The organism is Aliamphritea hakodatensis (assembly GCF_024347195.1).
Classification (GTDB): Bacteria; Pseudomonadota; Gammaproteobacteria; order Pseudomonadales; family Balneatricaceae; genus Amphritea; species Amphritea hakodatensis.
Genome location: NZ_AP025281.1, coordinates 5023558 through 5039137, shown reverse-complemented (window position 1 = coordinate 5039137; position 15580 = coordinate 5023558). Strand labels below are relative to the sequence as shown.

The window sequence follows — 15580 nt, the reverse complement described above, 5'->3', positions numbered from 1 at the left end:
CATCAGTAACACAGCAAGGAGCGCATGATGATTTATATTATGACGTTTAATGCTGATGTCGGACGGGAAGAATTTGTCCCCGGCGAACAGAATCAGATAACACCCGGTAAGACCATCGCTGACTGGCTGGCAACTAAGCTGGCAGTTTTTGGTGTCGTGGTTGAAGAATCATACGAAGAAGACTGGGGCTGGGAAATGCGTCTGGATGTGCTGCATGACGGCCAGCAACAGGGCTATTATCTGGGAGTCAGTGGCACTGAAACAGGGCCCAACATTGAGTGGAAGCTGACCATTACCAAACAGCGCAGCCTGCTGGAGCGGTTGTCAGGGCACAATGTTCTGCAGCATGGCGATACCCTGATCGAAACGCTGCAGCGTTTACTGCGTGAAAATGATCATCAGGTGACCGACACTCACTGGCAACCGGAATAGTCACCGCTCAGGTTTTAGACAGCATTACACAAATTGAGTAATTTATTGCTTACGGTAAGTAATAAATTTGGTTTAATGGTCAGATCTTAACCTTACACCCACATCAGTAACTGACAGAACGGACTTCTGGCCGGTGCGCCGGCGATAACAGACATGGACTGACGGGGATCCGTTACTGAGCCAAAACCTGTTCAGGTTTTCAGATGCAGATATAACCCTGCCGGAGAGTAACGATGAAGATCACCATCAATCAGCGCATTGTGACTGGCTTTAGCATTCTGACCATTCTCATGCTGGTCATGAGCGCCAGCTCTTTTCTCGGTGTCCGGCAACTCAATCAGCAGATGACCCTGTCCGGTGAACAGACCGCACCGCTCCTGTTGCACAGCGGATCTATGGGCGTTTCACTGCTGTCAGTGAATAAAACCCTGATGCAGTTTCTGGCGACCCGGGAACTGCCGGAACAGGATCAGTTACAGGCTCAAATGAGCACTCAGATAACGGTGTATCAGCAAGAATATGATGTATTGCTGGAATTGGCTGACGGACATCATGAAGCCGCCCGGTTACTGGCTGAATCCCGCGACGCTGCAGATGCCTTTTTGGCGGACAGTGAAGCGATTCTCTCGACCCACCGGGCACACTCGGCCATTGCACCGGGTTTTCTGATCAGGCTGGAAGGGCTGCGTGAATTATTATCCGCTTTTCGGACTGAGCTGCAGGACATCGCCGCCTATGGCAGTGATGCAGACGAAATCAGCACCGCCGGCACGCTGGCAGCCCAGTTGGCGACGGTAACCGAAACCCTGGGAGCGCTGCGGGACATTACCGGCGCGGAGGAACTGGCGCAGGCATTGCAGCTGGTTGTGGGTGATATGGATGCCATGGATTATGAAACGGAACGCTTCGCCACGGTTAATGCCGGGACTGCCGCTCAGTTTGCCGGGCGGCTCGCGCAACTGCGTGATGTATTGCAGGGGGACGCCGGCGTACTGGCCACTGCGCAACAGCAATTGCAGCGCCAGCAAAAGATTGCTGCGACGCTGGTGACCTTAACAACAGCGATTAACCGGGCGACAGACAGCATTAACCAACTGATGGCCGGGGTTGATAAGCTCTCCCGGGTGACTCAGCAGCAGGCGGCGGATACCACCACTCTGGTTCAGCGTATGAATATCATCCTGAGTGCGGTCTCTCTGTTGGTCGCAGTGATTATCGGAGTATCGGTATACCGCAGTATTCGCCGGCCACTACAGCGCCTGATGGATATGCTGCAGGCCATGGCAGCCGGTGATATGCGCCAGCGTATCAATGGCCTCAAAGATGATGAGTTTGGTCAGTTAGGGGGCTGGATTAATCAGTTGGCAGCCCGTTTGTCGGCGACCATTGTCGAGATTCATCAGAGTGCCGAGCAGGTCACCCGGTCAATTGGCAGCACCGCCGACCACAGTGCGCAAACCCGCGACAGCATGCAGCAGCAGAATGACCAGACCACCACCGTTGTAACCTCAATGCATGAAATGGTCAGCTGTGTTCAGGAGGTCGCCAGAAGCGCTGAACTGGCGCAGCGGGCGGTGACAGATATTGAACAGCAGGCACAGCTGAATCATCAGTCGATGCAGAAGAACATTGTGTTGGTACAGGATTTGGCGGGCAATATCCGTGATGCAACCGGGGTGGTGAATGCGCTGCACAGCCATTCAGATGCGATCGGGCAGATACTGGATGTGATAAACGGCATTGCCGAGCAGACCAACCTTTTGGCGCTGAATGCTGCGATTGAAGCGGCGCGGGCGGGCGAGCAGGGGCGCGGATTTTCGGTGGTCGCCGATGAAGTGCGTAATCTGGCGGCCAGTACGCAGAAAGCCACACTTGATACCAAACAGATCATTGAAAAACTGCAGGCTGAAGCACTTCGGTCAGTGGCGATTATGGCGACCAGTTCTGAACAGGTGCAGGCCGGGGTGGACAGCATTGAACGCAGCGGGGACGATCTGACCCGTATGCTGCAGCAATTCATCGCCATTCGTGAAATGAGTGAACAGATCGCCACCGCCGCAGAGCAGCAAACCTATACCTGTGATGAGATCTCCGGCAGTGTTGAGCAGATTGCCCGGGTGTCCCGGGTGTGCAGTGAGGATGCGGTATCAATTGCCGCAGAAAGTAACACCGCCATTACACTGGCGCAGCAGCAACAGGCTCTGGTCGGGCAGTTCCGTGTAGCGGAATAACGCGGCTCCCCGGTATCCGCGGGGAGCCGGTTCAGTCATCTACGCCTGTACCTGGAAGCATTCAGCCGATTCAACCAGTTCCTGGCCACGGCTGGATACCTGAACACTCTGATCACGGATATCCGAGGTGTACTGATTACTTTCTACCATGGCACCGGCAATTTCTTCCATATTGGCGGAAATTTCCTGGGTAACCCGGGCCATTTCCTCAATGCCGACCGCGACCTGATGGTTACGGTCGGTCACACCCTGAATGCCGTCGTTGATAGCACTGACCACTGCCAGCGCTTCTTCACTGTGACCCTGGCCGACACTGATACATTCGCGGGCGCTTTCCATGCTCTTGATCAGCGAGCGGGTCAGCGTGGCCATGCTGTCGACAATGGAGGTTATGTCGGCGGTTGCATGGACGGTTTTCTCCGCCAGGGTACGGACTTCATCCGCTACCACGGCAAAGCCCCGGCCCTGTTCACCGGCACGGGCGGCCTCAATGGCAGCGTTCAGTGCCAGCAGACCGGTCTGGTTGGCAATATCACTGATCATGTCAGTGATGCTGTCGACCTTGGAAGAATGCTGGTTCAGTTCCTGAATTTCCTGATCGACCTGAGAGAACAGGGTGGCGGTTTCGGTGAATGAATTCACCGCCCGGTCGATCACCTTGGAACCTTCAACGGCGGTTTCGAAAGACTGCCGTGCCATGGAATCCGCATCATTGGTGGTGTTGGTCAGATCCTGCAGAGTGGCACTCATTTCCTCGGTGGCAGACGCGACCGTGGTGGTCTGTCCGGTGACCTGATCGGTGGTCTGGCTGACCTGCTCAATGGACGTGTGCAGTACGCCGGCGGCATTGGTCAGCTCCAGGCTGGTGTTTTTCACCTGTCCGACGATGCCTTCCAGTTCGTCAGCCATATGGTTAACGGCACTGGCGGTACGGTCAAATTCGTCGTTACGCTTTTCGTTAATCGGCAGACGCAGGCTCAGGTTACCGGCACCTATCCCTTCCAGACAGTCGATGATGCTGCTCATCGATGCGGTAATGGTACGGGCAATATTGAAGATCAGCACAAACAGAATGGCTGCCAGTAGCAGGCCGCCACCGGTCACCATGAGACGGGCGTCGCTGATGGTGCTCTGCATATCCGCTTCCACCTTTTGCAGCACGGTGGATTTCATTTGCTGAATCAGGTTCTGAACATTGGTGCGGATATTCCCCAGCTGTTCGTCGGCAGCCTGACGGGTGTTACGGATGTTGGTGACCACAGCATCTGCCTGATCAAAACTGGCAACGTAGGCTTCAAAACTTTCCTGATAGAAGTCATACAGGTTAATGTCGTCGGCAGCGGCTTTGAATTTGCTGAACAGTTCACGGATTTCATCGTGTTGCGAAGCCCTGTACTGTTCAAAGTAGATGTTCACCAGGATGGTGGTATCCCGCTGAATAGGCTTCAGAGCACCCAGTACCTTAGTGGTCAGCTCATCACCGACAACGTTGACCGCCTGACGTAAACCTTCCTCGTCGCTCAGACCCAGGGTCTGATTTAACTGTGCCAGTTTACGCAGATTATCAATGTACAGGTTGTAGTTGGCTTCCAGTGCCTGAGCATCAGTTGCCAGAGAATCTTCAGTGGCCAGCGCGCTGAGTGACGCAATTTGCTCACGCTGGTTAAGTACCAGGGCATCAACCGCGGCCAGATCATGGCTGTCGGCCCGTTCAAATTCGAACAGCCCTAAACGCAGTTCCTGTAACTGAGCCAGCTGGGTATTCACCTGAATGGTTTGTCCGGCACTGCTGGAAACCTGATTAATAGAGGTCAGGGCAGCATATGCCAGGGCGGCACAGCTGAGCAGTGTGAGTATCAGGACAGAGCCAAGCTTTGCCCTCAGAGATAGGTTTTTAAGCATTGTACATCTTCCAGTTTGGTGGTTCGGAAGATGATTGTGTCCGCTACAATTCCAAACAACCCGAGAGCCTGCGCTGGCCATATCGCTCCGTCGGGCCGCACTTTATTATTCTTAAGTCGACCGAGTATGCCATTAAATGTCGCGATTTGTAGGAGTACGACGGGCTTTGTCGCAGATAGACTCCTCACTTTGGGGAGGGGGTGGATGTGTTCAGTACCGATCAGTCACTGGCGGTAAAGGCTGCGAAGCTTTCCAGAAAGGTATGCAAGACCGGCCCCACATGTTCACCCTTACGGACGACCAGTGCCAGCTGCACTTCATGGCTGAATAAATCCTGCGGCAGGGTACGCATTTCCTTATTGCTGACCCAGTTTGCCGCATACCGGCGGGGGAGGAAACCGATATAGCGGCCGGATAAAATCAGAAATGCCAGCCCTTCCGACAGATAAGAAGATGCAGTCGCCGGAGGCAGGGACTGGGCCAGCGGTGACTTGATGTCCGGAGCATAACAACCCTTGGCGTAGCCTGCTGCCTGTATGGCTTCCACATCAATGTTGTCTTCAGTAAATAGTGGGCTCTGGTCGCCACAGAACAGATCCACGCTGATCGGAAAACGGTGAATGACCCGTAAATGCTTACCCGCATCGCTGAAAAGCCCGATGCCCAGATGCAGGGTGCCAGCGCTGAGTTCATCTTCTATTTCGTCGGACGACAGTACTTTAATGATGATATGCACATCCGGATGCTGGGCGGCAAAGCGGTGGATAACATCCTGTACCCGGGTATTCGGTGACATGGTGGAATTATCCAGGATGCCGATTTTCAATTCCCCGGTCAGCTTGCCGTTAAGGCTGGCAACATTGGCATTGAACTGATCCACACTGGCAAACAGTTTACAGGCTTCGGTATATACCACCTGACCGTTTTCCGTCAGGGAAAATCCCCCCCGGCCCCGGTTGCACAGTTTGATGCCCAGCCGGGTTTCCAGATCCTGAATATAGGTGCTGATGCTGGACAGAGCGATGTTCAGCGGTTCCTGTGCCTGGGTAAAACCGCCGCTTTCCACCACGGTGACAAAAATGCTCAGCAGACGGATATCAATGCTGCTGGTTTTGCCGATGGAATAATCGCTGTTGTGGTGTAAGGGCATAGGCGGTTCCGTTGTTATTTTTATGAGGATGCGCCATTCATCTTGATAGGGCGCAGGAAAGAGTACAAGCAGAAAAATTTTCAACCCAACGGCGCTGGCGGCTGTCTGTTTGCTATTCACAGGCGCCAGAGCTTCCGTTGCTGTGGCCTTAACCCCTTGATAACGGTGGCAAACCCTGACCGTCGGGAGAGGCGCTGCCCATTGCATTACTTCAGATATTCCCAAAGTAATTTTCTGTTATTGATGATTTTACCGAACTAAAGCCTTCCATAGACTGGTTAATCAGAGGATTTCCGCACAGTACAGGGTGGCGAAATCCGATGGCTACAAATAACAATAATTCGAGGTGCATATGGCCAACTATGCTTTTATTAACGGTGAAGTCATCACCGTTGATGCTCAGGACCGGATCTGTTCCGCGCTGCTGGTAACGGGAAAGCACATTACTGCGGTCGGCAGCGATGCTGAAATACTGGCCCGGGCAGGCGACCATGAGGTGATCGATTTACAGGGCCGGACTCTGATACCGGGCTTCATCGACGCCCACAACCATCTGACCCATCAGGGGGCCGCATTCGCCACAGTCGACTTCGGTTATCCGGCGGTGGCTTCCATTGAAGACCTGCGTAATGCGGTACGTGAAGCGGCAGAAAACAGCGCCCCGGGTAAGTGGATTCGCGGCTGGGGCATGAACTACGAGAAATTTGCCGGTGGCCAGCAACCTACCCGCTGGGATCTGGATGACATTTCCCCGGATCATCCGGTATGCATTGTTCATGTCAGCGGACATAACGTACTGGTCAACAGTCTGGCGCTGGAAATGGCAGGGGTCACCGATGACACGCCTGATCCGGCCGGGGGCATGTTTGTCCGGGATGAGCAGGGCCGCATCACCGGTTATGCTTATGACAGCGCCCAGCAACTGGTGATTCCCACCAGTGTGGATGTGGGCCATCATGGCCCGGATATCGGCTATGATCTGCCGCTGGAAGAGCTGGTGGATGACATTGACCGTGCCTGCAAGGCCTATCTGAAAGTCGGGATTACATCGGTAGTTGACCCTCAGGTGACCACCCGGGAAATGCCAGGTTATATGGCCGCCCGTCAGCAGGGTAAGCTGACCATCAAAACCACCTGTATGTACCTGTCGAACCATCAGAATGCCATTAATGAGCTGGGCATTACGGACCATATCGGCAATGACCTGCTCTCCATCGGGCCCATGAAATACTACTGTGACGGTGCACTGATCGGCGGCACCGCACTGTTCTATGCCGATGAGCCGCAAACCGACCATGGCTGCAAATGCAATAAAAGCGCGGGCCGCGGATATACCTACTGGCCGGACATCGAAGCCTTCAAAGAAGCCCTCATTGATACCCACAGCCGGGGCATGCAGTTTGGCGTGCATACCCAGGGTGATATGGCCATGGACATCGTGCTGGATGCGGTTGAAGAAGCCCAGCGGCGCTTTCCCCGCAGCAATGCCCGCCACCGTATCGAACACTGCCACGGGCCGACCCGTGAACAGGTGGCCCGGATTAAGCGCCTTGGGGTGATTCCCGTGACTCAGCCGGGTCAGGTGCATGAAACCGGTGATGATCTGACCAGTATCTATGGCGAGCGCCGGGCGAAGCGTTTCTGCCCGCTGCGGGACATGCTGGATGACGGCGTACCGGCGGTGATCAGCACCGATGCCTTTGTACAGTCCTATAAGCCTTTTGATGCCATCAGTGCCGCGGTTAACCGCCTCAGCCTGACCGGCCGGGATATGGGCGAAGGTCAGCGTATTTCTGTGCTGGAAGCGATCCGTTCTTATACCTGGAATGCTGCCTATTCGGTCTATCACGAAACCCGCAAGGGCTCGCTGGAAGTGGGCAAACTGGCGGATCTGGCCATTATCGACGCGGCTTTCCTGAGTGTGCCGGTTGCTGATATAAGCCAGCAGGAAATCTACATGACCGTTTCCAACGGGGAGGTTGTTTACCGCAAATAAACCGGTGGCTGGCCGGTATAACGGTACCGGTCAGATTCGGAGTAAGCCTGAAACCTGAAATACATCCGACAATAAAAATAAATAGGAGAAATATGATGGATAACCTGTCAGCCACCCGCCGTGGTGGATTCCTCGGGGACTATGACAAGCCCCTGTTCTGGACGACAGCGGGTATCACACTGCTGATTGTCGCTCTCGGGGTGATCAGCCCTGATACGTTGAAAACCTATGCCAGTAATGCGCAGGGGTACCTGAGCAGCCAGTTTGGCTGGGCCTATGTGCTGGCGTTAGCGGTGTATGTGGGCATTGGTATCTGGGTCGGCTTTAGCCGTTACGGCAACCTTAAACTGGGCAAAAAAGAAGATACGCCTGAGTTCTCAACCTTTACCTGGGTGGCGATGCTGTTCAGTTGCGGTATCGGCGTGGGCTTCCTGCTCTGGGGTGTCGCTGAGCCGCTGTATCACTATATGCAAACGCCTTACATGGCAGAGCCGGCAACGCCTGAAGCCATTCCTGTCGCGTTGCAGATCACGTCGCTGCACTGGGGACTGCATACCTGGATGGGATACTGCATTGTCGGCCTGTGCATTGCGTTTCCGGCGTTCCGTTACGGTAAGCCGATGAACATCGGTATTGCCCTGTACGGCCTGCTGGGGGAACGTACAGAAGGCAGTATCTGGGCACGTTTACTGGACCTGATCGGCGCGGTGGCAACCATCGGCGGTATCGCAACGGTACTGGGCTTAGGGGTGATCTCCATTGATTACGGGGTAAACCATATCTTTGGCATTGAAACCGGTAATACCGGCAAGGTGATTATCATTGCTTTACTGGCGTTGCTGTACAGCCTGTCAGCGGTGTCCGGCCTGAAGCGTGGCGTTGCCTACCTGAGTACCATTAACGTGGCGATCGTGGTGGCATTCTGTGTATTCATCCTGCTGACCGGTGACACTAATACCTTACTGCGATATTACGTTACCGGCATCGGTAACTATCTGGGTAACTTGCTGCCGATGACGTTCTGGGCCGATCCGCTGCAAAAGAGTGGCTGGATTAACTGGTGGACCGTGTTTTACTGGCTGATCGTCATCTCCTGGTCGCCTTTTGTCGGTGGCTTTGTGGCACGGATTTCCCGTGGACGTACCCTGCGTGAATTTATCCTCTTTGCGGTGCTGACTCCGACCCTGTGCTCCATGCTCTGGTTTGCGGTGATCGGCGGTTCAGCAATCGGGCTGGAAGCCGGCGGTGAAGTGAAACTGTTTGACGCGGTGCAGGCGAATGTCGGTTCCGGTATTTATGTGATGCTCGACAGCTTCCCGATGAGCGGTTTGCTCAGCCTGGTGGTGTTTGTCAGCATGATCATCTTCCTGGTGACCTCGGCAGACTCTGCCTGCTTCTTTGTGGCGATGCAGATGTCCAAGGGTGCCTATGAACCGGCCTTCGGAATGAAGATCACCTGGGGTCTGTTTACCGGTATGCTGGCGATTGTGCTGCTGCTCAGTGGCGGACTGAAAGCGGTGCAGACCGCCTCCATAGTGGCGGGCAGCCCGTTTGCGATTGGTATCGGCTTTATGATCTGGTCGTTGCTGCGGTCACTGAAGCAGGAATATGCCAAAGAGTATGAAGGGGCTGAGGTCGCAGAGTCTGCTGCGCCGCAAGAGCCTGTTTCCGGCGGTGAGATGCGTACCAGCGGTGCTTTCAGCCCGCGGGACTGAACATCGGGTTAAACCCAAAAACCATGCAGCTGCATGGTTTTTTTATGCCCGGAGGTCTGTCGCGCAGGGTTGTCAGGCGGGCTGCATGGGGTGTTTTTGCTGATTGCAGTTGTGCTACCGGGCAGGGTGGAAGGCGTGCGGTGAGCGGTGTCTGGCAGACCCTGCCGTTCAGCACTGGACAGCTGGTAGGCTATCCGGGCGTTGCTTTCAGGCTTATACCTTGCTGAGCAGAGGGCGGGCCTGCGCGGTCAGCCAGCGTTTGAACTGCTTCACCGGCAGTGGCTGGGAGAAGTAATAGCCCTGCCCTACCTGGCAGTTGTTGGCCACCAGAAACTCCAGTTGTTGCTGGTTTTCGATACCTTCAGCGACCACTTCCAGCCCCAGTGCACTGGCCATGGAAAAGATCGCTTTGACGATGGCATCGTTATCATCCGGGTTCGGAATGGTGCTGATAAAGGAGCGGTCAATTTTCAGCACTTCTATCGGTAACTGTTTCAGATAGCCCAGCGAAGAATACCCGGTACCGAAGTCATCCATAGCAATTGAGATGCCCATGGACTGCAGCCGGGTGAGGGTTTTAATCGATCCTTCCATGTCTTCGATAACGGCACTTTCGGTAATTTCCAGCTCCAGTTCACCGGGCTGAATCCCGTATTTCTGCAGGCAGCTGTCCAGATAATCACATAACTGGCTGTCTTTGAACTGCCGTGGGGACAGGTTAACGGCGATGGTCAGGGGGCCCAGCGACTGCTGTTTCCATTCAGCGATTTGCTGGCAGGATTTGTTAATGACCCAGTAGCCCAGCTCGCAGATCAGGTTGCTCTGTTCGGCAATCGGAATGAAGCGGTCCGGCGTGGAGACCACCTCACCGTTACGGTGCCAGCGTAATAACGCTTCGGCACCGATAACCTCAAAACCGTCCGGGCGGAGCATCACCTTCGGCTGATAGTGCAGGTCCAGCTCATCTTCCTGAATGGCTTCTTTGAGGCCTTCTATAATCATCTGATCCCGCTGCCGCTGCTGTTCCAGATGGGAGGAGAAGAAGCAGACCTGTCCGCGGCCCTGTTCCTTGGCCTGGAACATGGCGGAGTCTGCCCGTTTAATCAGTTCATGGGCGTTGGCGGCGTCACCCGGGAAGGTGGAAATGCCGATGCTGGCACCGGGTTTGATCTTGTGTTCATCCACATAGAAGGTGCGGCCGATGGTGCCGACCAGATCTTCAGCCAGCTGTACCAGACTGTCGTTATCCAGGTAGCTGGACACTATGACGGTGAATTCATCGCCCCCGATCCGGTATACCGTATCGGACTTACGCAGCCGGGCTTTCAGCCGGTTAGCAATTTCGATCAGTAACAGATCACCGGCTTCGTGACCAAAACTGTCATTGGTCCATTTAAAATTGTCCAGATCAATAAACAGCAGCGCCAGCGCGCTGGACTGACGGCTGGCCAGATGAATATCGGCTTCCAGACGCAGCATAAAAGAATAGCGGTTAGGGATCTGGGTGAGCGTGTCAAAATAGGCCAGGTGGTGCAGTTTCTGCTCCGCTTCCTGTTTTTCTGCGATGTCTGTCAGCACCCCTACATAGGTGGTGTTGGCGTCGCTCAGTACGCCATCAACCGGCTCCACAATGTTGATGTTCAGCCAGCCCGGGAACGTTGTACCGTCCTTGCGCTGGCCGACCACCTGACCGGACCAGCTTTTTTTCTTCTCAAGGGTGTCGGCGGCAAACTGGAAAATGGGTAACTGAGCGCGGTCGGTGGCGTAGATGGCAGGGGGGCGGTGGAGTATTTCGGATTCTTTATAGTGGGTGATGGTGGTGTAACTGGGGTTTATGTCGATGACATGACCGTCTTTATTGACCACAAACACCGCTTCGTTGAGAGCGTCCAGTGCATGTTGGGCCACCTGCAGGGACTGCATCGGGGAGACCAGTGCCAGGCGCAGCACAATATACAGTGAACCGACGAACAACAGGCTGACAATGGCCACCTGCGTAATATCCACCCACAGGGAGCTGCGCAGGGTTTCGGCAAATTCTTTATCCGAATAACTGACTTCGACATGGCCTATGGTCATCGCGCCGAGGGATACCGGGTAGCTGATCCGGTTGGGCTGTTGCTTCCAGTTCAGTTCATCATTGTCGGCGTTGAAGCGTTCAATCTGCTGATTGTCCCGCTTGATTTTCCCCATATAGAGGTGGCCGAAATTGCCGAATACCTTGATGCCCTGAATAAACTCCGAGTCCATCTCTGCATCCAGAATGGCATCCGCAAATTCCGCGGTATAGGTTCGGTTGTAGGACTTGTTGTAGATGTTCCAGATGGTGGGTTTAACTGAGGCGGCTACCCGTTTGGCAACCGCCAGCCCCCGTTCCTGGGAGGTGCTTTCCATCAGTTCAGCGTTAGCCACATAACGTACTGCGACGAAGGAACTCATCACCAGCAGGGTGATGAGGCTAACGATACAGAACAGCCGGATCGTTAAGCGGTTAATCATTGCTGCTCATAATTCCCGAACCAGTCGTAATACTGGTTAAATTCCTTTTTAAAGTTGCGCTTTTTCTCAATAATTTCTTTTGTCAGCGGGTCCCTCTGGGCGTACTTAACCAGTACTTTATCTGACTCTTCACGCCAGCGGTCGATGTCTTCCTGCGACCACCGGTTGATGTTGACACCACTGCCGGCGAGTTGCTTAAAGGCTTTAAAGTCAGAGACTTTGGCCTTCATGGTGATGCTCAGGGTATAAGATTTAATGGCCGACTCCAGGATGGCCTGCAGATCCGGCGCCAATTCGTCATAGGCCGCCTGGTTGATCAGGAAATCAGATAATACTGATGGTTGCCAGATTGCCGGGACAATGGCATTTTTGCCGATGTCATGCAGGCCCAGATCCCAGGCACCGCGCGCGGTGGTCCATTCAACCGCATCAATGTCGCCGTTTTCCAGTGCCGGACGGATTTCGTTCGGCACCAGCGGTATGGTGTAGGCACCGGCAGCGGCGGTCAGTACTTCACTGGGCAGCCCCGGGCCAATCCTGACTTTTTTGTTACGCAGATCATCCAGCCCGGTGATGGGCTCTCTGGAGATCAGGCCAAATTCCATGCCCGGCCACCAGGCCGGTCGCCACATAATGCCGTCAGGCGAGGAGAGGGTGTTAGCCAGTTTGGTACCGTCGCCGGCGAGGAAGAACATCATGGAAGCATCGAGGTTCATGAAGTCAAACGGGCCGGCATTCATCAGGGCCCATGCCGGGTGCTGACCGGACCACCAGTTCGGCCAGCCGTTACCCATTTCAATACGGCGCTCCTGAACCGCGGTGTAAATATCCGGTCCGGCGGGCACTTCACAGCTGGGGATAATTTCCAGCTGCAGGCGGCCGGAACTCATTTTACTGACGTTATCCGCCAGTTCCACAAGCCCCTTATAATCGATACTTTCTTTGGTTGCCTGGGTTTGTAAACGCCAGGAAATCGTGTCCGGTTCCTGATCAATACAGCCACTCAGACTAAGACAGAATGTTAACAACAGGCTGGCTGGCAGCAGATACGACTTGCACCAGGAGACGCTCATTGATAGCTCCTATAAACTGTTTATCCGTTTAATACTTCAGGAAAATCCGGGAGCTTATACAGGTCTGATGTTTGCAGAACGCTGTCGTGGTCTCCTACAGTGATGAGCTCTGTCAGGTACTGACGCTGCAGATCATCCACTGTAATTCCGCTATGTAATGCGGGCTTAATGTGTCAGATAGAGTATAAACAGAATCGTCTTAGGTCAACGGGGGCAGTTGACCTTAGTCATTCATACCAGCTTTCAGGCAACTTTAAAGAAAACGCCCTGCCAGTGGCGGGCGTTGGTGACGGTGTTCAGGCCGCAGCCTGCAGGGAAAAGCGGAAGCAACTGCCCTGATTCAGCTGACTTTGTACCTCGATTTCACTGCTGTGCAGTTCAAGAATACGTTTTACAATCGCCAGCCCCAGCCCGGTGGAGCCGGTATTGGTACTTTTGGCCTGCTGCTGGGTATAGAAACGGTCAAATATATGCGGCAGGTGTTCCGGGCTGATTCCCTGACCATTATCAGCAATACTGATGCTGATAGCGCCCTGCGGCCGGGCAGCGTCCGCTTCAATTTGCAGGCGGATTTCACCATTTGCAGGCGTGTAGGTAACCGCATTGCGCAGCAGGTTTTCAAAGACCCGCTGAATCAGACTGATATCCGCATAGACAAAAGCGCTGTTCTGCAGGTTGACCACTTCAATGTGAATATTTTTGGCCTCCGCCTGTAAGCGGAATTCCTGAATGGTATCGAACACCAGCTCAGCCAGTGAAAAGCGTTCACAGCTGGCGCTCATTTGCTTGGCTTCCAGCTTAGATAACTCGAATAAATCCTGAATCAGTTGCCCCAGCCGGTGCGAACTGTGCATGGCGGTGCGCAGAAACGCCATACGTTCGGTGTCATTCAGGCTGCTGTTTTTGATCAGCAGGGTTTCCAGATAGCCCTGAATGGTCGATAACGGGGTGCGAAGGTCGTGGGAGACATTGCTGATCAGCTCCCGGCGGGTCTGGTCTGCTTCACGGAGCATCTCAAACTGCATGCCGATTTTTTCTGACATCCGTTCAAATGTCTGCGCCAGTAAGTCTATTTCATCTTTAGGCAGGGGGGCCTGTGCCGGCTGCTGCAGGTCGTTACGGCAGTGATCCAGGTTCTGTTCGCTGAAGCTGTGCATGGCCTGGCTGAGCATGCCTAAACGGCGGACCAGTAACCGGAAAATCAGCCAGCCAGCGAGGATCGCCGCCAGGGTAATCACGGCAATGGCGACCAGTACCATGGAACGGCTGTAACTGTCCTGAATGCCATCTTCAATGTTGTCGTACAGCTGGCCGCCCAGAATCACGTACAGATACCCCTGTAACTGACCGTTCTGGCGGATTTCAGCAGCAGAGAATACTTTTTCAGCATCGGTATGGCGGGGGTCTGCACCGCGTAACGGGTATTCAATGTCGCCCCGGATAAAGGCCTGCAAGGGGCCTAGCGGAATGTTGCGCCGGGCGAGATTATCGTCCTGCAGGGCATGGGCGAGAATATTGCCCCGGGCATCCAGCAGGTACACTTCTGCCAGCGGGTTTATTACCATTGCCTGCTGGGCGAGGGCTTCGATCGCATCGACCTGCACCCGGGCGGTATCGCCGTTCTGAGTGATCAGGCTGTACGTGTCGGTGACGTACATGGCAATGCTGAAATTCAGTTTTTGAGTCAGCTCTTCATAATAAGCCCGCATCCAGTTCTGGCTGACCAGCATAACCGCCACGCCCACGGCAATAACAATGAACATCAGCGCCAGTGATAGCCGGGTATTCAAGGTGCTGATTAAGCCTTTCTGCATTCGCCCGGCTGACTGACCGGCAGATTCAGCCGGGGTCACAGGCTGAGCCTCTCGGTATCCAGCTTATAGCCTACCCCCCAGACGGTGACGATGATTTCCGGGTTGTTGGAATCATGTTCAATTTTTGCCCGCAGCCGGTTGATATGGGAGTTGACCGTATGCTCGTAGCCGGCGTGGCCGTAACCCCAGACATTGTCCAGTAATTCGGAACGGCGGAAGACCCGGCCCGGCTGGCAGGCAAAGTAACGCAGCAGGTCAAATTCCCGGGCGGTCAGGTCGATGGTTTTGCCTGCCAGTTTTACTTCATGGAGTTTTTCGTCGATGGATAGCTTTCCCAGTCTCAGAGTGTCCTGCTCTTTGGGATTGGCGTTCTGAATGGCGCTGACCCGGCGGAACATCGCTTTAATGCGGGCAATAAGCTCCATCACGCTGAAGGGTTTTGTGATGTAGTCATCGGCCCCCAGATCCAGCCCCAGTACCCGGTCCAGCTCGCTGGAACGGCAGGTAAGCAGCAGAATCGGCACATAGTTCTGGTTACGTCTGACGCTGCGACATATTTCCAGCCCGGACGGGCCGGGTAACTGGATATCCAGAATCAGTAAGTCCCAGTCCATACTGCAGGCCATACGCATACCGCTGTGGCCGTCACTGACGCGGGTGATTTCGGCACCCAGATCCGAGAGGTGCAATTGTAACAGATCGGCAATTTCGTCCTGATCTTCTACGATGAGTATTTTCTTATTTTCCATGGGCAAATCCTGTCTCACG

10 protein-coding genes are annotated in these 15580 nt (G+C 54.3%); 4 read left to right on the top strand and 6 right to left on the bottom strand.

The genetic code is table 11. From position 1 onward, the window contains the following. Positions 1 to 24 precede the first annotated feature (24 nt). Positions 25 to 432, top strand: a complete 408-nt coding sequence (locus tag PCI15_RS22865; RefSeq protein ID WP_271272174.1) for a hypothetical protein — start codon at positions 25 to 27, stop codon at positions 430 to 432. 233 nt (positions 433 to 665) lie between these two features. Continuing rightward, complete coding sequence (locus tag PCI15_RS22860) at positions 666 to 2663, top strand: methyl-accepting chemotaxis protein (protein WP_271272173.1); 1998 nt, start codon at positions 666 to 668, stop codon at positions 2661 to 2663. Between the two features lie 39 nt (positions 2664 to 2702). Here PCI15_RS22860 and PCI15_RS22855 read toward each other — a convergent pair whose 3' ends face one another. Together PCI15_RS22855 and PCI15_RS22850 are read right to left on the bottom strand one after the other, a co-directional pair. Beyond that, the gene (locus tag PCI15_RS22855) at positions 2703 to 4565 is read right to left on the bottom strand and encodes a methyl-accepting chemotaxis protein (RefSeq protein ID WP_271272172.1); all 1863 of its coding nucleotides are present in this window, start codon (positions 4563 to 4565) and stop codon (positions 2703 to 2705) included. Positions 4566 to 4785: 220 nt separating this feature from the next. Further along, positions 4786 to 5715, bottom strand: a complete 930-nt coding sequence (locus PCI15_RS22850; protein ID WP_271272171.1) for a LysR family transcriptional regulator — start codon at positions 5713 to 5715, stop codon at positions 4786 to 4788. Positions 5716 to 6067: 352 nt separating this feature from the next. Here PCI15_RS22850 and PCI15_RS22845 point away from each other — a divergent pair, with 352 nt between their 5' ends. After that, positions 6068 to 7711: an amidohydrolase gene (locus tag PCI15_RS22845; RefSeq protein WP_271272170.1), complete on the top strand. Its 1644-nt coding sequence runs from the start codon at positions 6068 to 6070 to the stop codon at positions 7709 to 7711. 92 nt (positions 7712 to 7803) lie between these two features. Continuing rightward, the gene (locus PCI15_RS22840; protein WP_271272169.1) at positions 7804 to 9426 is read left to right on the top strand and encodes a BCCT family transporter; all 1623 of its coding nucleotides are present in this window, start codon (positions 7804 to 7806) and stop codon (positions 9424 to 9426) included. Between the two features lie 213 nt (positions 9427 to 9639). Here PCI15_RS22840 and PCI15_RS22835 read toward each other — a convergent pair whose 3' ends face one another. From PCI15_RS22835 to PCI15_RS22820, 4 genes are all read right to left on the bottom strand, one after another. Continuing rightward, positions 9640 to 11925 carry a putative bifunctional diguanylate cyclase/phosphodiesterase gene (locus PCI15_RS22835; RefSeq protein WP_271272168.1) on the bottom strand — a complete coding sequence of 762 codons (2286 nt, stop codon included), beginning with the start codon at positions 11923 to 11925 and terminating at the stop codon, positions 9640 to 9642. Next, positions 11922 to 12998, bottom strand: coding sequence for a TRAP transporter substrate-binding protein DctP (gene dctP, locus PCI15_RS22830; protein WP_271272167.1), 1077 nt, complete (start codon positions 12996 to 12998; stop codon positions 11922 to 11924). Before dctP ends, PCI15_RS22835 begins: the two co-directional genes overlap by 4 nt. Before the next feature lie 296 nt (positions 12999 to 13294). Beyond that, positions 13295 to 14851: a sensor histidine kinase gene (locus PCI15_RS22825; protein ID WP_271272166.1), complete on the bottom strand. Its 1557-nt coding sequence runs from the start codon at positions 14849 to 14851 to the stop codon at positions 13295 to 13297. Further along, complete coding sequence (locus tag PCI15_RS22820; RefSeq protein WP_271272165.1) at positions 14848 to 15561, bottom strand: winged helix-turn-helix domain-containing protein; 714 nt, start codon at positions 15559 to 15561, stop codon at positions 14848 to 14850. The genes PCI15_RS22825 and PCI15_RS22820 overlap by 4 nt, the downstream gene beginning before the upstream one ends. Positions 15562 to 15580: the final 19 nt, after the last annotated feature.